This is a genomic window from Nocardia sp. CDC519 (genome assembly GCF_059509835.1).
Genome location: NZ_CM183377.1, coordinates 4,193,659 through 4,213,491 on the forward strand (window position 1 = coordinate 4,193,659; position 19,833 = coordinate 4,213,491).

Below are 19,833 nucleotides of genomic sequence, written 5' to 3' on the forward strand. Positions count from 1 at the left end.
GCCCCGGCCCTCTTGTCAGGAGGTATCCCCGATGACGCACACCGTCTCTCGCTCCGAGTTCGATCTGGCGGTCCATCTCGGCGTGGCCGGCCTGGCCACCGCGCTTGCTGGCGCCACGGTCGATCGCTGGCGTGAGCTCGATCCGCAGTGGAAGGGCAAGCACTGGGCCTACAGCGACCCCGACGGCCACAACGCCCGCTACCTGCGCCCGATCAACCTCGCACCCCGCACCACCACCGACTGATACCCGCCCCTCCCACCTCCCGCACAGGCAGGCACCGGGCCCCGTGTCCGGTGCCTGCCTGTCTCACATTCCAGGAGCGCCCACCTTATGATCGCTACCGCCACTCCCCTCGAACCCGCCACCACCGATACCGCCGCCGATGCCGATATCGACGCCGCACACCGTGAGGACGGCTTCGACACAGAGACCATCGACGTCGATGCCACTGATGCGGTGGCCGACGCCGGCGGGCAGTCCCGCGACGCCGTATCTGCCGCCCCGGCGGTGGCGGTGTTGCGTGATCCGCGGCAGTTGGTGATCGCTGAGAACGTCCGTCAGTCCTTCGATCTGGCCGAGCACACCGAGTTGGCCGAGTCGATCACCGAGCACGGCGTGCTTACTCCGATCACCGCGATCGGGCTCCCGGACGAGCCGACCGCGGTGGTGCGGGATGGTCAGCTGCGGACGCTGACCGCGGTGGCGGTCGGTCTCGAGCAGGTGCCGGTGTGGTTGATCGACCCCGCTGCCGTGGCCAGTGGCAAACAGGCCGAGATCGATCGGATCCTCGAGCAGATCACCGTCAACGATCGCCGGGTCGGTCTGACCGAGGGTGACCGCGCCGCCGGCATTGCGCTCGCCCTCGATCTGGGTGCCTCGGTCACCCGCGTGTCCAAGGCGTTGCAGACCCCTCGGGACCGGGTCAAGCTCGCGGGCAAGGTCGGAGCATCGGCCACGGCCCGCAAAGCAGTCGATGAGGGCCAGTACGACTTCGAGCAGGCCGCGGTCATCGCCGAATACGAGATCGTCGGCGACACCGACGCCGTCGCACGGCTGCAAGCCGCCGCCACCCGGTTCAACTTCTCCTACGTCGCCCACCAAATCGCCAACGACCGCGAAGAGCACCGCGCCTACTTCGCCGCCGCAATGCCATGGGCCGAAGCCGGTTTCGGGATCATGGACGAGCAGCCCATCCTCCACGGCGATGACCTGATCGCTTCCAGTGAACTCGTCGACGCCGACGGCAATCCCGTGGATGAGGACCGGATCTGGGCCGAGCCGGGTGCGTGGCTGGTGTGGATCGAGCGGGCCGATGAGCAGTTGTTCATCGACCGCGACACTGGCGCGGTCATCGACCCCGACACCGTCGACTGGGACACTGAACGCGACCCGAGCAGCGAACCCGCCGAAGGATTGCGGCACGTCCGCGAGATCGACGTGCGCGACCGGTGGGTGCCCGAATACCTCCTTCCTACATCGCAACTGGATGCGCTCGGGCTTCGCCGTCGCCCCGACGACGACGAAACCCACAGTGTGGACCATCTGGGTACGCCGGAGGACGCCGACGTGGCCGAGGAGCTGGCGGCGCGACGTGCCGAGGCCACTGCGGAAGCCGAACGCCAGCGCCAGCGCAACCGCGACGCCGCCCGCCGAGTGCGCGAACTCAACAAGCAGGGCGTTGCCGCCATGCAGGCACGCCGCGAATTCGTCACCACGCTGCTGGCGCGCAAGACACCACCGCCGGTCGCGGCGAAGTTCATCGCCGAGGCCCTGGTCGGCGAGATCAACCTGCTGGGTGAATACAACGCGTTCGAGATCGCGGCCGAGCTGCTGGCCGGCACCGGCACTTGGCGGCGCGACCTGCTGCACAGCGTGGAGACCGCCAAACCTGCCCGCTGCCAGGTGATCGTGCTCGGGCTGGTGCTCGGCGCCTACGAAAAGCGCGCCACCAAGGACAGCTGGCGCCACAACGACCGCGGTGTCGCTCGTTACCTGCGGTTCCTGCGCGAGGTCGGCCACCGCCTCGTCCCCGTCGAACTGGCCGCAGCCGGCGAACTCGACCCCGACACCATCGACATCGACACCCCCATCACCGCCGAACCCGCCGAACTGGCCGCTGCGGCCTGACCTGCCTCGGGCACGGGGCCAACACCCTGCGGCCCCGCGCCCCGGGCCGGCTACTGGGTGGAAGGACTTGCTGTGTCGTCAGAACCGAGTCTGCGGGCGGCGGCGTTGGCTGCCGCCGCCCGCGGGTGGCCGGTGTTCCCGCTGCGGCCCGCCGCGAAAACACCCGCGATCAACCGCTGGCCGGACCGCGCCAGCACCGACAGCACCCGCATCAACCGCTGGTGGCGGCAGTGCACCAGCTTCAACATCGGCATCGTCACCGGCACGGCCGCCGGGCTGCATGTGATCGACCTCGACTCCCAGCACTTGCTCCCGACGGTCGAGCGGTTCGAGGACGCACTCGCCCAGCTCACCGAGCAAGTGGCGCTCGCGGTGCCCGCGACGTTCACCGTCGCGACCCCCGCCGGCTGGCACCTCTACTTCCACGCGCCACATCGCCGGCAGCTGGGATCGACAATCGGACGGCTCGGCCCGGGAATCGACTCGCGCGGCGACGGCGGCTACATCGTCGCGCCGGGATCACGCACCACCGTAGGCGACTACCGCGTTCTGCGGCGCGTGCCGGTCGCACCGCTGCCGATCGCGATAGCCCAGCGGCTGAGGCCCCCACCACCTTCCCCGCTAGTCACGCCCACTGGTCCGGTGCACCTCGACCGGTATGTGGCCGCGATCGTCGTCCGGGAAGCCGACCGTGTCGCCCGCGCTACCCCCGGCTCCCGCAACGTGGCGGTATTCCGATCGGCGTTGACACTCGGGCGGCTGGTCGCTGCCGGCGACCTCAGCCCAGCCCACGCCCGCAACGCCCTCATCGACGCCGCGCACACGCATGTCGGGATCGAGGGCTTCACCGCCGCCGAAGCCGAGCGCGCGATCACCAACGGCTTCCGCTATACCGCCCACCATCCGCGGCGCCTGCGCCGCCAGTGACCGCTGCCCAGGAGGCCTGGCTGATGTCCGAATACAGCGTGACGTGGCAAATCGATGTCACCGCCGACAACCCCGTCCACGCCGCACACGCAGCGCTCGCCGTCCAACGCGACCCGTACTCGACGGCCACCGTCTTCGACATCACCGACGAACACGGCACCACCCACCGGATCGACCTCCACGACGACCCGGCCGAACTCACAGCACTGCCCACCCTCACCACACCACCGCTGCCCCGCTGGGCCGCCCGGCTGCTGCCGCGACGCCACCGCGCCAACCACCCCCGTCGGACTCGCTGACCGCGTCGAGAAAGGACGCCTTTGTGATGGATCGGTCGATCGAACTGTGGTTCCCGATCTCCGAGGTACGCGAACTGGCCGAACACGCCATGACCGCCACCCGCCACCAACCGTCGTTCACCCAAGCCGACGCCGGCCGGCCGGCGGCACCGTCGCTGAAATGGGTCAAGGACGACGGCACCTACCTGCTGAGCAACGGTCGTCCCCGCCTGATTGCCGATCCCGAGCGTCCCGATGGCCCGTCCAAGGCCTGCTATGCGCGCGGCTGGGGCCCAGGCACCGGCCCCGACCTCGCCTCGACCGCGGTCGGTGGCGACGACTTCGTCGAACACCTGCCGCTCGACGAACCCGTCTGGATCGACACCCGCACAACGTTGATCGACATGATCCGTGGGGTTGACCCCGCGACCGGATGGATGATCATCACGGCCAAGACCTCCGCCTTCGACATCACCTTCGCCGACAACAGCCAGTCCTGATCACAATCGCCTCGCCGCTTCCGAGGGCGCCGCGGCAACGAATGCAGCTACCGTGGTCCACAGCGATCCCGACCATGTTGTCGTCGGATCGCGGGTGAAGCGTCCACATCACGACCGCCGATTCGGTCGCCGGAGTGACACGTGGCACGAGGTTGGTGCGCATCCCCTTCGCGCACCAACCGCCACCCGCTCCAGGGCCCGCCCCGGCCGCGCTCCGAACCGGCGGAGCCCTGGGTTCCCGATGCGCTTCGGCGACCAGAACCCGATGGATCCCGGAATCGCATCGCACACATGTGTCTGCTCCGCGCTGGGCTTACCGGCCCGTCCGCCCAAACAACCAGCGACGGACGCCAATCACCATTCAAGCCCCTGGCCGGGCCAGACATCGCGATCCACTGCCTCGCCAGGCGTGTTACGGCACCCACGCCGAATCTTCGCCGCACGAACGGCACCCCTTCCCGTTGTGGTCGCCATTGTGAGACGGACGCGAGTCCGGTGGGGGGTAGGCGCTGCCGCGCAAGGGAAATGAAGCCCATCCGGGCGACACAGCAATACGACATTGACTAACGGAGGAGATTTCCCATGTCCGCAGACACGACTCTCACGATCATCGGCAACCTCACCGCCGCGCCCGAGTTGCGATTCACCCCGCATGGTGTGGCGGTCGCGAACTTCACCGTGGCCTCGACCCCGCGCCGGTTCGACCGGCAAGCCGGGGAGTGGACCGACGGCGACGCGCTGTTCATGCCCTGCGCCGTGTGGCGCGACGCCGCGGAGAATCTCGCGGAATCCAATCTGCCGCGCGGTGCCCGCGTCATCGTCACCGGCCGGTTGAAGCAGCGCACCTACGAAACCAAGGACGGGCAGAAACGCACCGTCGTCGAACTCCACGTCGACGAGGTCGGCCCGTCTACCAGGTGGGCCACGGCGAAGGTCACCCGGGTCAACCGCAAGGCCGACACCGCGGCGCGCCCCGCCGTCGCCGACGACCCGTGGGGCAATGCCGGCAGCAGCGAACCCGTCTTCGCCGGCGCCGCCGCCGGTGGATTCGCCGACGAGGCGCCGTTCTAAACATCCAGCCGCACTTCTCACTTTCGCCATGTTCGGCCGGTCCGTGTGTTCGCCGGACCGGCCGAACATTCATCCACCTCGCTTCTTTCCAGTCGGTTGAGAACAAAGCAGAGGTGGTTGGGATGTCCGGCTGCCCGGGTGGCCAGCCGATTCGAGGGCTACCAGGCCGGCCACCGCCACGGCAGGGCCCGCGCCCGGCACAAACGAATCCCCGGCGCCCACACCCAGCCTCCCCGCAGTGACGGATGCAGGGGCGCGGGGATTCGCCCGTGCACGCCCCGGCGCGTTCCCCACCGCGTCGGCGGCCGGCCTGGTCGGGACGCCCTCGGCTGGCCACCCGGTCAGCCGGCCATCCCGGTCGCGTAGGCGATATCGCGGCGCGGGCAGGCCCGAACTCGAAACTCCCGAAGGAGATCGTCATGTCCGCACCCACCCTCGCCCCCGAGAGCGCGACCACAGATCACGTCGATTCGCCCGTCTTCTCGACCCACGATGTCTTCGCCCTCGCCATCGGCCGCGTTCGTGACCTGTTCGCCGCAGGCGACTCTGCCGCCGCGCGCCGCGAGTTCGGAGACATCATCTCCGGACTCGCCGACCCCGACGAGAAACAGTTCCTCGTCAACCTCACCGCGACCTTCATGCGCTGGCCCTACCCGATCGCCCTCGCCCGACTGCGAGCGCTGTGGAAGGCCCACCCCAGCTACCGCGAACTCCTCGGCGCCTGCGTACCCGACACCGACCCCGGCCTCTACCAGCCACCCACCCGCCAGACCAGCCACCGGACGGTCGCCCTCGGCGACGACGCTTCCGGCGCTCGCCCCCACCGCGTCCGGCTCCCCGAACAGACGGTGCTCAAGCGCACCCCGAGTCCTGAGACCGATCAGCGCAAGCTCCGCTCCTACCTGCCCGAGCGGATGGACCAGCTGCTGACCAAGCGCCGACCCGCCCCAGCCGACGAACCCAAGGTAGTCGCGACCTACGCCCCGTCCACCTACGGCGTCGATCAGACCCCGGCCGCATCGGTCGCGCGCTACGCCGCCACCATCGACCGCGACCCCGACGACCCGGCCACCCTCGACGGCGAGATCCTCGACGGCTACGCCATCGACTACGACCAGGCCGCCCTGCACCCGGTCGTCGGATGGCGGTGTGTGCACTGCTTCATCGAACGCGCCGTCGCCGACACCCGCCCTCTCGACCCCGCCACCGGACAGCGCCGCAGCGACGACGGCCTCTGCGACCACTGCCGCGAAGACGGCCACCCCGGCCTCCCGGCCCTGCCCACCGGCTACACCCGCACCCAGCAGATCGAAACCTTCTGCACCGCCCTCAGCGACCGTTACCCAACCGCCGCCCGCGCACTGTTGCGTGACCAGTTCCGGCGCAGCCCCTTCCGCGTCCGCACCACCATCACCAACTGGGTCCACACCCAGCGCCCCTTCCCGATCCCCGACCAGACCACCACCACGACCACCTCCGAGATCGCTCCGGAAACGGTGGCCGTGCTGCGGCCGCGCCGCGACCGCTGCCAGGGTTGCCACGAATCCCACTACGTCATCGGCGGCCTGTGCCGACAGTGCCGCAAACTCCTCGCGCTCGCGGCCTGACCCAGTCCGCTCCCGAACCCCGGTCCGCCGCGGCGGCACACTCCCGCGGCGGACCGGCCACCATCACCACCCGGTCCCACACCACCCCCGACCAACTCGCCCACAACTCCACCTCCACACACAACACCCAGACCCACTACGTCATCCCCTCGCACTCTCAACCCCACCACATCCCCACATCCCCTTCCCCTCCGCTCCCGCCACCTTTTCAACAAGCACACCTCTTGCATCCAGGATCACACCAGCGTTTATAGACGGAAAAGCGACACTCCCGCGTCGAGCCGAAACATCGCCGTAGCCCTTACCTGCGGCAAGTATTGGGCTTCTCCAGGGCGATCCACGCGGACACAATTTGGTAACCACCAGGAATTTTGGCCGATTTGCCACTATTCAGGTGAACTCCGGGCCTGGCGTTCTTGCTGGCGTGGGTGCTGGCTGGAGGTATGACCGCGACGATTCATAAAGTCGTCGCAGGAAACGGCTACCAGTATTACCTGCGCAATGTCGCCGCGAACGACAATTCCGACCGCGGCCGCGCCAGCCTGTCCGACTACTACTCCGCCCACGGCGAGGCGCCGGGCCGATGGCACGGCACCGGTCTCGCCGCGCTCGGCGTAGCGCGTGGTACGGAAGTGACCGAAGCGCAGATGAAGTCGCTGTTCGGGCTGGGCCGCCACCCTGATGCCGACGACATCGAGGCCCGCGAGTACGACAAGCAGGTCGCGCTCGGTGCCAAGCCCGCCGACGCGGCACGCGCGGCCGACAAAGCCTCCCGATTGGGAAACCCATTCCGGGTCTATGCCGAGGTTTCCGAATTCAGAAAACGCTGCGAAACCGCCTTCCGGGAACACAATTCCACACACGGAAACGACCCAACCGCCGCCATTCCCGACGAAGAACGGGCCCGGATCCGCACCTACGTCGCGTTCGAGATGTTCAGCGACGAATACCAGCGCGCACCCATAGATGCGCGCGAATTGTCGGGATGGGTGGCCAAGAACTCCCGCCCCCGGTCGACCGCGATCGCGGGTTTCGACCTCACCTTCTCCCCCGTCAAGTCGGTATCCGCGTTGTGGGCGATCGCGCCGCGGTCGGTGTCGGAGAAGATCGAAGCCGCCCATCACGCCGCCGTCGACGATGCCCTCGCCTGGTTGGAGCAGCACGCGGTGTTCACGCGGTTGGGGCGCAACGGGATCCGACAGGTCGATGTCGATGGCATCGTCGCAGCGCGATTTACCCATCGCGACAGTCGTGCCGGCGACCCCGACCTGCACACTCACGTGCTGATCGCCAACCGAGTCCGCACCCTCGACGGGCTGTGGCGCACCCTCGACGGCGTCGCCATCTACCGCGTCGTGGTCACGGTGTCGGAGATCTATAACACCCGCCTCGAGCACCACCTCGAACACAACGTGGGCGTCGAATTCGCCTCACGCGCCGAACCCGATCCCGGCAAGCGGCCGATTCGCGAAATCATCGGCATCCCGGAGGGTTTGATCGACGCCTGGTCCAAGCGCGAGGCGGCTCTGCAGGTACGCCTCGGTGAGCTGGCGGCAGTGTTTCAGCAGCGGTTCGGGCGCGAACCGGTCCCAACGGAAATGTATCGACTCGCCCAGCAAGCAACGCTGGAAACCCGCCCCGCCAAACACACACTGCGCTCCCTCGCACAGCAACGCTCCAGCTGGCGCACCGAAGCCATCGCACTCCTCGGCGGCCGCCAAGCCCTCGCCCACGTGGTTGCGGCAGTATTGAATCCGCCGCGGACCGGGCGAATCACGCCAACACCGGAGTGGATTACACGCACCGCGCAGCATGTGTTGGAGGTGGTTGCCGAGCAGCGCTCGACCTGGCATGAGCACAATGTGCGCGCTGAAGCCGAACGCCAGCTCCGCGGCCAGATCACCGGCGCGGAGTGGGAACACGTCGTCGTGGCGGTGGTTTCGGAGGCGTTGTCGCCTCAGCAATCGATAGCTCTTGGCGACCCGGACACCACGGCCGAGCCGATCCTCGGCACGGTTCCGGCGCCGTTGGCGCGCCGCAGCGGCGCCCCGGTGCACGTGCGGGCGGGCGATCAAATCTACACCTCCACCACCGCGCTGGCCATCGAGGCCGCGCTGATCGAGCTCGCGGTGCAACCCGGAGGCAGCTCCATTGCTCCGGACGTGGTCGCTGGCGCAGTACGGGACCACAACCAGGCGTTCCCGGATCGGCCGCTCAACGCCGGCCAAACCGGCGTTATCGCCGCGTTCGCGACCTCCGCGATGCGGGTCCACACCGCCAACGCCCCCGCCGGATCCGGCAAAACCACCGCCATGAAAGTTCTTACCAGCGCCTGGCATGCCAGCGGCGGCAGCGTGCTCGGCCTCGCCCCCACCGCAGCCGCAGCCGCCGTACTGGGCGAATCGATCGGCGCCCGGGTGGAAACCGTCGACAAAGTTCTCGACGTCATCGCCCGCCACACCCACCACCCCGCCAACCCCGCGCTCGACCGGGAACTGCCGCCCGGGCTGCCGCAGTGGGTCCTCGACATAGACGCCGAGACGTTGGTGATCGTCGACGAACACGTCAAACTCGGCAACCACAAACGCCTCAAACTGCTGCAGTTCCTGACGGCGCGGGGTGCGACGATCCGCTGCATCGGTGACGATCACCAGCTGTCTTCCATCGAGGCCGGCGGCGCGCACGCCGACATGGCCGACGCCGCACCCGAACACGCTCTGACCCTCACCCACGTGGTGCGGTTCGCCGCCAGCGGCGAAGCTACCGCCAGCGTCGGCTTGCGAGACGGCGATCCGGCCGCACTGGGCTGGTATCTCGACCACGGCCGCATCCATGGCGGGCATGCCGGCGCCATCCACGACGACACCTACACAGCCTGGGCAGCAGATCGTCTCGCGGGCCGCGACGCCGTCATGCTCGCGGCTACACACGACACCGTCACCGCGCTCAACGCGCGCGCCCGCGCCGACCGACTCATCCGCGTCGGCCTCGAACCCGAGGCGGAAGTACCTCTCGCCGATGGGCTGTGCGCGTCGGTCGGCGACACTATCCGCACCCGACACAACGACACGCGGCTGCGGTTCGGGGACCGGGACTGGGTGCGCAACGGCTACACCTGGACCGTCACCGCCGTCCACCCCGACGGCAGTATTACTGCCAGCCACCGACGATCCGGTGGCGAGCACGGCGCGAGTGTGTGGCTTCCCGCCGAATACGTGCGCACGCATGTGCGGCTCGGGTATGCGGCAACGATCGACTCCGCGCAAGGAATCACCGCCGACACTTGCCACGTCGCGCTCACCGGATTCGAGACGCGTCAACAGCTCTATGTCGCCATGACCCGCGGTGCGCACGCCAACCATGCCTACCTGCCCACGGCCCTCGACGGCAGCGAGGCTTCCTTCTGGTCCGAACCCGCCATCTTCCCGCGCACCGCCGTCGAAGTCCTGCTCAGGATTCTCGACCGCGACGGCGCCCAGAAATCCGCGCACACACAGCTCCGGGATGCCCTCGATCCATTCCGACGCCTCGGCCGCGCCGTCGACATCTATCACGACACCCTCGGCCTGGCCGCCCAACACAGCCTCGGCGCTGATGGCCTCGCCCGCCTCGACATCGCCGCCAACCAGATCCGTCCCGGGTTGACCGACTGTCCCGCCTACCCGGTCCTGCGGCAGCACCTGGCGATCATCGCCATGACCGGCCACGACCCGATCACCGCCCTCCGCGAGGCCGCAGACGCGCGCGAACTCGACACCGCCGACGACGCCGCCGCCGTGCTCGACTGGCGCCTCGACACCAGCGGCCGCCACTCCACCGGCCCCGGCCCCCTGCCCTGGCTCCCCGGAACACCACCCATTCCCGACGACCACCCCCTCGCCGCACACCTGCACGCGCGACACCGCATCGTCACCGACCTCGCCGACCAGATCCGCAACCAAGCCCGCAGCTGGACACCAGCGACCGCCCCCGGCTGGGCACGGCCCCTCATCGGCGTCACCGACACGGACCTGGTCGGCGAGCTAGCGGTGTGGCGGGCGGGACTGCACGTCGCCGAACGCGATCACCGCCCCACCGGACCCGCGCGCTTCTCCAACCTCGAACGCGACCACCAACACGAACTCGATGAGCGCATCCAGCGCCTGCTCGGCGATCCGAATGCCGCCAGCAACCGGTGGGCGCCGGTTGCCGAACAGCTGGAGCCGCGTCTCACCCTGGACCCGTTCTGGCCGGTCATGGCCGAGAAACTCGACCTCGCCCAGCGTGCTGGCCTCGACATCACCGGGCTGCTCACCACCGCCGCCGCCCTCCGGCCGCTGCCCGATGAGATGCCCGCTGCCGCGTTGTGGGCGCGCCTCGAGCTCGAACCCTCCACACTCGATGTCCCCAACAGCACTGCCCTGCACCCGGAGTGGCTGCCCGACCTGCATGCCGTCCTCGGTGCCGAACTCGCCGACCACGTCGTCGCCGATTCCGGCTGGCCGCGCATCGTCGCCGCCATCGACCACGCCAGCACCGGCCCCTGGACACCCCACGACCTGCTCGCCACCGCCTACGAACTCCTGCTCGCCGCCCAACCCGACGACGCCCCCGCCCTGCGCCCCGACCAACTCACCGCCGCCCTCGCCTGGCGCATCGACGCCCTCACCCACCACACCCCAACACCGACCAACCCCGAACACCACCCGGAGCCGACCATGCCCACCCACGACGAAGAACACCCACCACCAACCGCCAACACACACCCCGACAACCCGCCCGCGAACAACGACCTGCCCGAAGCGATCCACTCGGTCGCCGAAATCTTCCGATCCGGCAACGTCGCCGCCGCGGTGAGAGCGTTCCGCTCCGTCGCTGCACAGGCGAGCCCTGAGCAGCGTTCGGTCATCGCCGAAGTGGCCCAAATCCTGTACGGCCGTCCGTGGAAGGTCGCGAAAGCCCGGCTCGAATGGCTCGCAACCCAGAACCCACAGCACACCGCACTCATCCACGCCTGCACACCCGACACCGACCCCGGCGTCTACCAACCCGACGACACCAGCCCCGAACAAGCACACCAGCGCACCCGCCGCCACCGCACCGGATATCAACGCCGCTACCGCGACACCACCCAGCACACACCCACCATGTCGGCGACCGACCACGCCGCCCTCGACCTCACCGACAGCTACCTCGACACCAACGCCGGCAAACCAGACACAACAGACCAGCCCTCACAGCACGGCATCTGGAACCCCGAACCCGACAACCGGACAGCACCCGACCAACCACTCCCCGGCGGGCTATGGAACCGCGACAAACAAAGGGACAAGCCCTACCGCAACCGCCTCGACTACGACCTCGCCGCAGTCCCCGATATCCGAACCCTGCCCTGCGTGTCCTGCGGCATCGAACGCCGCCGCGCTGACGCCACACCCATCCCACCCCGTCGCACCGACGACGGCCTCTGCACCGACTGCCGTGACGACCACACCGGCATCCCCGACCACAACCAACACCCCCTCGAAGCCCGATGCACCTACCTCGCCACCACCCACCCGCCCGAAGCCGCACTCGCACTGCTCCGCCGCGACTGGCGGGCACTCCGCAACCCTGCACACCGCCACATCATCGAAACCTGGATCCGCGATCACCCCCTCGCCACCATCGACGCGAATGTCGATGACCACGCCATTGCCCGTCGCGACGACCCTTTGATGCTGCTCACCGATGACCAACTCGCCGAACGCATCACCAACCTCGAACTCGCCCTCGCCACACCAGAAACCGAAGCCGCGATGTACGAACCATTCGGCAACACCGCCGCAGACGAGGACTCCGGAACGGTCGCCGAACGCCACCGCGCCGCCCAAAACGCCATCCGCCATGCACAACAGACGGCCGACAACCTCACCGCCGCCACCCACGACCTCAACACCATCCGCGCCCAACTAGCCAACGCCCGACACCAACTCACCACCACACCCCGCCGCCAACACACCACCCTCCGCAACCGCATCGAAGAACTCCTCACCCAACAAGCCACCACCGAACATCGCCACCAGCAAGCCCGCAACAACCACCACACCGCTCATCGCCACGCCACCCAACTCGCCGGCCCCGAACCCGGCTGGCAGGAACTGCTCGCCAGCCCACCTGACCACCACACACCCACCGAGGCCGCCCACGCCGACAGCCAAAATCGCGCCTACCACGCTCAGCACGCACACCTTCACGGGGAACTCACCCGACACCGCGCCGAACAACACCGCCGACAAACCCTGACACCCACCCAATATGCCGACGAAGAACACACCGGCACACAACAATTACGGCTCACATTCGACACCGAATTGCCCGGGGACCCCGATGTCCTCGACACCGACGTCCACATCCGCGATGTAGGCCTCTGACGGAGATACCCTGCGTCGACCCGTAGACAGGGCGACTCCCCGAATCACCCTGCGTGGATCGCGGGCGCTTGAATGCCGGCCACACCGCTCATCATTCAGCCAGACAGCCACTGCGGGAACCGGGCATTGAACACCGCCACGGAGGTGGAGGCTTCATCCCCACCGGATGTGAACTGCCTAGGCTCGCATCGTGTACTTCGAAGTGGACCCAAACGACCCGTCAAAATTCGTGTACTTGCCTGAGGAACAGATGGAGTCGCTGTACTGGGAGAAGGCGGACGACTACCCGAACGATCTCGCCGAGCTGTATCTCGGCTTTCACGACTTCACTCGCATCGAGTTCCTGGTGTTCCGCGACCGGCTGAGTGCGGCGATATTCTTATGGCGATCGGCGAACTCGGCCGCTGACCGCGCGCTCGAATCACTCGGCCACCGGAAAAGAACAGCTGATCGCGCCGCACCGCCCCCGAACGACCCAGCATGGAACCTTTGGTACCAAGTCGATCACGAGAACGATCTCGACGAGAACATCTATACAGTCGAGCAAGCCCGGACGATCGCATGCGGAGCGGCAGCCATGACGGCAGTCGCGGCGCTAGAGGCCTTTATCGACGATCTGGCGCCGCCAAATTCATCACGCCGCGGAGGACTACATATCAAGATGTCGCGGCTCCTCAACCGTATCGCCCCGCCACCTGACATCCGAAGCGATATCGAAGCCGAGGTGACGAAGGTACGGGACAGGCGAAATGACTACGCCCACGCATTGACCGGCTCGCCATGGCCGAGACCGACGACACCCAACAGGCCGGCCAGGCCGCACACGGTGTTCGACGCGGAGACGCTGGAAGACACGCTCTACACAGTTGGTGAGATCGCAGTCTGGTTGGAAGGCCAGCTATTGAACACCGAGACGAATCCTGACTGAGCCAGCATCCCCCAACGCCGACATAGATTCGACGGACCCAATCCACTCACCGTCGGATTTAGCCGCCGTAGGCCGCGGTCGTGTGACCCGGAGAACCACTCGTTCGTAGCAGTGAACCCGCTTCCCATCGATACTCCCGCATGCTGGACAGCGGCGCCGCTCCCAGCTACGCCGTCCCGGCAGCAACAGTGTCAGTGGCCAACTTTAGGATGAGTTGGAGAGCAACAGGGGAGGATCAATGGTCATGCCGCCGCGGGAGTCGATCATTAGAAGGCATCTCGCTGACCGACTCGAGATGCTCGAACCCGGTCTTCGCCTCTTCCGGCAGGAGTACTGGATCCCGAACCCTGAAGGCACCGGCGGCTACATCGATATTCTCGCCCGCGATCGGCACCAGAACTGGGTCGTCATCGAACTCAAGCGCGCAAACAACACTGCCCGCGAAACCGCACAAGAGCTGGCAAAGTACGTCGAACTTCTACGCCGCGAGAAAGGTGTGCTTCCGGGCAGAATCCGCGTATTCGCAGTCGCGCTCGAACCCCAGTGGAACGAGCTACTGACCCCGCTGAGCAACCTCGCCCGGGACTGGGACCACGACCTACGCGGCTACCGCCTCACCATAGACCGCGATGGCGTCCCGCAATCAGCACATCGGATCGAATTCCTTGCCCCACCTGCCGAACGACGACTCACCTCGATCCACGTCATCTTCGAGTTCGTCACCACAGCCGAACGGGACCAGTGCTGGGACAAGGTCGTCCATTCCGCTGCCCAAGCAGGAGCGATCGACCTGATCGGCGTCCACCTCGACTACGGCGGCCCATCCGGCGAAATCATGTACCCGCATGCCCTCTACCTCGCCTTCGGCCAGATCCATTCACTCGCGCAACTCTACGACGACCATCCCTGCACCCGATTCTGCGATCACCCGCTCTTGGACAGCGAAGAACGGGCCGAATACGAGCACCCTGATGTCTACGACGCCCTCACACATGTGTGCTCGACCATCCGGGCAGGCGCGATTGAGAACGGCAGCCCCGCCAGGTTCGCACAGCTCACCCAGCAGGACGGCTGGACCATCGAACACATCCACCGCGCCGGGGCCTTCAGCCACGACACATACCAGGACAAAGACGACATCATCCGGCTCCTCACCGGACGCGACGGCGAGCCCACGACACTCTTTGTCGGCACCGCCAGCAGCAAAACTCCCGGGCCGTGGCGCGAATTCCGGCAATCAACGATGATCTGCCTGGCTACCAACAGGGACTGGACCGAACTCGTCGGCGCATGGCTCGACCGGATAGCCGAACTCCCCGGCGAATACGACGTCGGGCTCCATATCTACAACCCGTGCGACATCATTACCACCTTCGTACACGGCCTGCCAGCAGACCTGCGCAAGTTCCAGCCATTCATTCTCGGCGTCGCCGAACCGCGTGACAGCAGTTCCGCGAGGCAAGTCATCCGCGGCGGACTCCGATGGAACGGCACACGGGTGCCAGACCTGCTCGGCTATACACACGTGATTTACCGAGATGTGTTCTCCTGGCACGCAGCGAGATACGGTGGCATCGCACACGAGGCTGACCGCGAGCTCCTTCAACTCTGGGGCATGCGCCACCTTGTCGAGGAAATCACCATCCCACCGCAACAACACTCCACACAGGAACCTCATGTGACAGTCAGGTTTCCAAGCACCACCACACCTGACGAACTCAGTGAGTGGACGGCTGTCCACACCCTGGAGGACTTCGTCTCACAGCACCTGCACCAAGTATGGCTACTTGTTCGCGAGTACAGCGGACGTTTGTGACCGAGAGCAGCATGGGGCCTCGCGCCAGTCACGGCAGAAATACATACAATTGCCGTGTCTCGTCACACATACCACTCGAGTGCCGCCGACCTGCGCCGCACATTACTGGTGGACCTGTACAAACCTACTGCTGGTCTGCATGCCGCCACCGTGGAGATCTCCGGGAACGGCCCTCGGGTGCAGTTCATCGAACTCCCCCGGACTACCGGCGTGTTGCATGGCACAGCGCTAACGAAAGGACGACCAATCAGCGTAGCTGGGCTCGCGTTGTTCACACGCCGCTCCCCCTAACCTCTGGAGGTAGGCGGTTGTGCTGTGGCTTGCCCGCTCGGCGGTCCACGAAACCGATCCGCCACCGCGGTGCACACTTACAGCGGCGGGATCAGTCATGGGCAGTGCTTGCGTTCGTCACTACTGCCCGAGTTCCAGAGAAGCCGCCGAAGGTACTCTGTCGACTCGCGCGGCTCCATCGCTTCGGTGCATAACTCGTCCAAGAGCGACATATACGGTTGAATGTCCTTTCTCTCGTCGAGGTAGATCGCGCTCGTCAACTGTTCAGTATATACAATGTGGGGCAACTCTGGCTCATGGAATTTGAGCAGACTAAAGGATGAACTGAAGGCGTTGAGAGGTTTTTCCGTGGGGAGTATTTGAATAACGACGTTTCGTCGTTTTGTCATGCTGATGAGGTGCGCGATCTGTTCACTCATGACATCGGCACTGACCGGCGGCCTCTTCAGTGCCATTTCATCGATGACCACCCACAATTGCGGGCTGTCTCGCCTTTCTAGTACGCGCTGCCTCTCCATCCTGAGGTGGACGCGATGTTCTAGGCCGCCTGTCACGGGGAAGCCCATGATCGATCGGGCGTAGCGCTCGGTCTGTAGCAGGCCCGGGATGAAGTGCGCCTCGAAGGTCCGGATCACGTCGGCACACTGTTCCAGGTGCAGGTAGATCCTGAACCAATCCGGAAGGGTCTGGTCGTTGTATTTCGTCCACCATCCGGATTTCTCGGACTGGCTTGCCAGCCGGAGACACTCACGCTGTATGTGTGGAGAGTCTTCACCGTACAGCGTCAGTAGTCGGCGGATCTTTTCCTTGTCCAGTACTATACGGCCGAATTCGAGCAGCCATATGTCGGAGGTCGGCCAGCCGAGTAGGCTTCCGACCCTTTCCTGCGAGAGGTACCGGCTCTCCCTGAGGTGCTTCATGTAGCGCCCCAAAGCGATGCCGATGACGGTCGGCTGCACACCGCTTCCGGATCCGGCGAACTCCCGCTCCACGGCCCGGAATTCTGCGCTGACATCCTGTAACCGGAACGGCGCCATCACCGCAGAGTGGCTGATATCAGTCAGCGCTCGGAGAAGGCGGCCGGACAGACCGACATGCCCCGACTCGGCGAGCTCTGCGGAGATCCGGTATGCCTCGGAGAGGCTGCGTATCCAATCCGATGCCTTCGGTGAGATGTCGGACGGGGGGTCGATCAGCGTCGGCTCCCCGCCTGACAGAATCTCCCGAGCACTTCCGGGCTGCCATGCCAGGGCCTGCTCGAGTATCGCCAGGGTCCCATCGGAGACCGATCGCGATCCTCGCTCGATATCGCCGTGGAGTCGATAGCTCAGCCCGGTCGATTGAGCAAGTTCCATACGCGTTGTCATGCCCAGAACCTTGCGCCGTGCGAGTACATACTGCCCGAGGCGCCCCCAGTCCGTAGATGATCTGGCCAGGGGTTTAGTCGCAGTGATCATGCGCTGTCCTAATCTTCTATTGGCTCAAGACGATTGGTTCTGCCCTATCGCCGGAGCGCCACCCTGACAATCGTGATCCCGAGGGTCGCTACAGCAACGAAAGCGCCGCCGCCGGACAGGATCGCCTGGGGTAGAGACGTACCCGAGACTGCGACGACAAAACCGCTGATCAGCCCAATGATGGTCGCGAACTCAAGAGCTGCGGCCAACGCCAGCGCGAGAACGACTCCCTGCTTATCCGAACCGCTTGCTGCGCTGGTTGTTCCCGCGCCAGTTTGTATCATTGAAGTGCCTTCATGTCAGGACGTGCGTGCGTGCTTGATTGTCAGGACGTGAACAAATGGGGGCCTCACCCGCGGGAACGGGTGGGCCACTTCTGATACCTCTTTCGATCGAGAGCCATCGTGCCGGCTGTAGCTGAGAGACCGAACTACTCACGCGCTAACGCGCAGACCCGACACCCCCCGCGATCCTCTCGATGAAGCGTGCGTGCAAATGCAATTGCACACGGCAGACTACCCAGGTTGAAGCGGCAACGCCAGTCCTTGTCTCAAGTTTCCACTTCGATGGTGAAAGTGCCTATCGCACCAGGTCTTCGCCCGAAGCGACGCGTGGGTTGGTGGCAGGACTTTCCCATCTCGGCGGCCGCCACCCGGCCGTCGAGCCGCATCGGTCGTCGCGACGACGGGGCAAGTGATTCCGTCAGACCTCTCGTGCGGCAACATGCTCGCGCGAGCGGAGTTTGGATTCGCCCGCACATCGATAGCACCGTCTCATAGGTCGTTCGACTGCGTTACCAGGCTGCTGTCGGCGCTGCGCCTCACCGGGCGGAAGGCGCAACCTTGCAGCCCAATCGGGGCTGTCTATCCGCTGAACTCGCGGGTCGCTCCTCGCAAATCCGTTTCCTGGGTGGCCGATTCCCACTGGGAAGGCCCTGGACGACCGACGCGGGTAGATCACTCGCGCCAGAACACGCGGACCTGCGTCTGGACGCTCAGCGCAACGGTCGGTCTGGTCTATCGTCGGTGCGGATGCGGCATGCCCAGCATGTCGATGGGGCGAGTTACTTGTGGGTGGAGGACGGCGCGGATGACGACCCTGGTGTTGATGATCGATTTGCAGAACGGATATCTGCGTCAGGAATTGCGTTCTATGAACGCTGGAGGCTCACCCACTGGCACACCGACCTCAAAGAACTGTTTCGAGCCTCCGTCAAGGCCGCCCAAGCGGCCGCGGCCACCGGCGAACCCAGCGACTACGACAAGCTCAAGGAGAAGGGAATTGAACTCCTGGCGCGCTACGCGGAGCTGGAAGAACAAGTGAAACTCTATGCGCCGGTGATCAGTCTGCTGGCCACGGAGAAAGATACTGCCAACACCGACGCTCGCGTTGCCGACATCGGCACCGGCCGCCGTCGACGCGCTCAGGCCATCGGCACCTGTTGAGCCCGCTATCGCCCGATCGGTCTGGTCCTCCTATTGGGGCCTGCATCCAACGAAGAGATCATGGCAGCTCGGACACATCAGCTGGTTCACTGCTGCGAACCAACCGACCCGCCCGGAAGTCATCCATGAGATCGGCGCCGGCCGCCTGCGCGACGAGCTCATCGATGCGGCGTCCGACGTCGAACTCGGTGGACGGCCCACTGTCCTCGCCGGCCGCGAGGGCAGCCCGCAGCGCCTCCAGCTTGGACTGGTTCCTCTCCATGGCCCAAGACTACCGACTGCTGTCACTGCTGACCATCCTGACCTGGACAGGCAGCGAATAGCTTGACCAGTCATGCAGAGCCAAGCGCACCCGCACGGAGCCGTCTCACCGACCTTCAACCACATCGGCAACGATCTTCAGCCCAAGCAGAGACTGTTGCACCATCGACGCTCATCTTCCATGGTCTGACCGCCTAAGATTCGAGCGGATCATGTTGATCTACAACCGGTTCGCCGTCCGGAAGGTCCGCCACCGCGACGGCCGGCTATCGCACTGGATCTTCACACCGGAGCGGGAGTTAAACCAGCCGTCGCTGGCAGTGCTGACCCGCTACGGGACATCCACGCAGGAGACCTACGCCTACAAACGCCGCCCCCAACTTACCCGCGCCGTCCTCTCAGTGCGGGACGCCTCCCCGACCGCCAACTCCGCACGCGCCGGGCGAGCCCTCGAGGCCGACACCGCGTCCTGGCGCGCACGCGCCCACAACGCCGAGCCGTTCATTGCCTCGCTCCGCGCTTCCATCCGCGGACGCGACGCCCGCATCAGCGATCTCACGGGGCAGCTCCACGACCCGGAAGGGAACCTTTTCATCGACGAAAACGCCAAACTGCGACGACTCCTGGTTGCACTCAATGAAACCTGACCAAGGCCACCAGCGAAATCCGAACACTTCGCCGTTCCCTCGACGGCGCGCGCCAACGTCAAGCGCGAACGCAACGTCACCCGGA

General features: G+C 66.0%; 14 protein-coding genes. 12 read left to right on the forward strand and 2 right to left on the reverse strand.

Going from position 1 to position 19,833, the window contains the following annotated elements; genetic code table 11:
• Positions 1-31 precede the first annotated feature (31 nt).
• From AC5W7N_RS18840 to AC5W7N_RS18885, 10 genes are all read left to right on the forward strand, one after another.
• A complete protein-coding gene (locus tag AC5W7N_RS18840; protein ID WP_130915550.1) occupies positions 32-244 on the forward strand; it encodes a hypothetical protein in 213 nt (70 codons plus the stop codon).
• A gap of 87 nt (positions 245-331) precedes the next feature.
• Positions 332-2,128, forward strand: a complete 1,797-nt coding sequence (locus AC5W7N_RS18845; protein WP_130915549.1) for a ParB/RepB/Spo0J family partition protein — start codon at positions 332-334, stop codon at positions 2,126-2,128.
• 72 nt (positions 2,129-2,200) lie between these two features.
• A complete protein-coding gene (locus tag AC5W7N_RS18850) occupies positions 2,201-3,055 on the forward strand; it encodes a bifunctional DNA primase/polymerase (protein ID WP_165448787.1) in 855 nt (284 codons plus the stop codon).
• 23 nt (positions 3,056-3,078) lie between these two features.
• Positions 3,079-3,354 (forward strand): hypothetical protein, encoded by a 276-nt coding sequence (locus AC5W7N_RS18855; protein WP_130915547.1) that lies wholly within the window; start codon positions 3,079-3,081, stop codon positions 3,352-3,354.
• Between the two features lie 26 nt (positions 3,355-3,380).
• Positions 3,381-3,833 carry a DUF3085 domain-containing protein gene (locus AC5W7N_RS18860; protein WP_130915546.1) on the forward strand — a complete coding sequence of 151 codons (453 nt, stop codon included), beginning with the start codon at positions 3,381-3,383 and terminating at the stop codon, positions 3,831-3,833.
• A gap of 582 nt (positions 3,834-4,415) precedes the next feature.
• Positions 4,416-4,904: a single-stranded DNA-binding protein gene (locus tag AC5W7N_RS18865; RefSeq protein ID WP_130915545.1), complete on the forward strand. Its 489-nt coding sequence runs from the start codon at positions 4,416-4,418 to the stop codon at positions 4,902-4,904.
• A gap of 419 nt (positions 4,905-5,323) precedes the next feature.
• A complete protein-coding gene (locus AC5W7N_RS18870; protein ID WP_130915544.1) occupies positions 5,324-6,511 on the forward strand; it encodes a hypothetical protein in 1,188 nt (395 codons plus the stop codon).
• Positions 6,512-6,954: 443 nt separating this feature from the next.
• Positions 6,955-12,903, forward strand: coding sequence for a MobF family relaxase (mobF, locus tag AC5W7N_RS18875; RefSeq protein ID WP_269472910.1), 5,949 nt, complete (start codon positions 6,955-6,957; stop codon positions 12,901-12,903).
• 190 nt (positions 12,904-13,093) lie between these two features.
• Positions 13,094-13,831: a hypothetical protein gene (locus tag AC5W7N_RS18880; RefSeq protein WP_130915542.1), complete on the forward strand. Its 738-nt coding sequence runs from the start codon at positions 13,094-13,096 to the stop codon at positions 13,829-13,831.
• Between the two features lie 238 nt (positions 13,832-14,069).
• Positions 14,070-15,647: an endonuclease NucS domain-containing protein gene (locus tag AC5W7N_RS18885; protein WP_130915541.1), complete on the forward strand. Its 1,578-nt coding sequence runs from the start codon at positions 14,070-14,072 to the stop codon at positions 15,645-15,647.
• 386 nt (positions 15,648-16,033) lie between these two features.
• Here the strand turns inward: AC5W7N_RS18885 and AC5W7N_RS18890 are convergent, their stop codons facing one another.
• The gene (locus AC5W7N_RS18890; RefSeq protein ID WP_165448786.1) at positions 16,034-17,305 is read right to left on the reverse strand and encodes a helix-turn-helix domain-containing protein; all 1,272 of its coding nucleotides are present in this window, start codon (positions 17,303-17,305) and stop codon (positions 16,034-16,036) included.
• A 1,121-nt stretch (positions 17,306-18,426) separates the two neighbouring features.
• Between AC5W7N_RS18890 and AC5W7N_RS18895 the strand changes: the two genes are divergently transcribed.
• Positions 18,427-18,840, forward strand: coding sequence for a hypothetical protein (locus AC5W7N_RS18895; protein WP_130915539.1), 414 nt, complete (start codon positions 18,427-18,429; stop codon positions 18,838-18,840).
• Between the two features lie 58 nt (positions 18,841-18,898).
• Here the strand turns inward: AC5W7N_RS18895 and AC5W7N_RS18900 are convergent, their stop codons facing one another.
• Complete coding sequence (locus AC5W7N_RS18900) at positions 18,899-19,102, reverse strand: type II toxin-antitoxin system ParD family antitoxin (protein ID WP_130915538.1); 204 nt, start codon at positions 19,100-19,102, stop codon at positions 18,899-18,901.
• A gap of 211 nt (positions 19,103-19,313) precedes the next feature.
• Here AC5W7N_RS18900 and AC5W7N_RS18905 point away from each other — a divergent pair, with 211 nt between their 5' ends.
• A complete protein-coding gene (locus tag AC5W7N_RS18905) occupies positions 19,314-19,748 on the forward strand; it encodes a hypothetical protein (RefSeq protein ID WP_197731451.1) in 435 nt (144 codons plus the stop codon).
• Positions 19,749-19,833: the final 85 nt, after the last annotated feature.

Coding starts and splice junctions, on each gene's coding strand:
- AC5W7N_RS18840 (WP_130915550.1), top strand. CDS start 32: ATGACGCACACCGTCTCTCGCTCCGAGTTCGATCTGGCGGTCCATCTC.
- AC5W7N_RS18845 (WP_130915549.1), top strand. CDS start 332: ATGATCGCTACCGCCACTCCCCTCGAACCCGCCACCACCGATACCGCC.
- AC5W7N_RS18855 (WP_130915547.1), top strand. CDS start 3,079: ATGTCCGAATACAGCGTGACGTGGCAAATCGATGTCACCGCCGACAAC.
- AC5W7N_RS18860 (WP_130915546.1), top strand. CDS start 3,381: ATGGATCGGTCGATCGAACTGTGGTTCCCGATCTCCGAGGTACGCGAA.
- AC5W7N_RS18865 (WP_130915545.1), top strand. CDS start 4,416: ATGTCCGCAGACACGACTCTCACGATCATCGGCAACCTCACCGCCGCG.
- AC5W7N_RS18870 (WP_130915544.1), top strand. CDS start 5,324: ATGTCCGCACCCACCCTCGCCCCCGAGAGCGCGACCACAGATCACGTC.
- mobF (WP_269472910.1), top strand. CDS start 6,955: ATGACCGCGACGATTCATAAAGTCGTCGCAGGAAACGGCTACCAGTAT.
- AC5W7N_RS18885 (WP_130915541.1), top strand. CDS start 14,070: ATGGTCATGCCGCCGCGGGAGTCGATCATTAGAAGGCATCTCGCTGAC.
- AC5W7N_RS18890 (WP_165448786.1), bottom strand. CDS start 17,305: ATGACAACGCGTATGGAACTTGCTCAATCGACCGGGCTGAGCTATCGA.
- AC5W7N_RS18895 (WP_130915539.1), top strand. CDS start 18,427: ATGCGGCATGCCCAGCATGTCGATGGGGCGAGTTACTTGTGGGTGGAG.
- AC5W7N_RS18900 (WP_130915538.1), bottom strand. CDS start 19,102: ATGGAGAGGAACCAGTCCAAGCTGGAGGCGCTGCGGGCTGCCCTCGCG.
- AC5W7N_RS18905 (WP_197731451.1), top strand. CDS start 19,314: ATGTTGATCTACAACCGGTTCGCCGTCCGGAAGGTCCGCCACCGCGAC.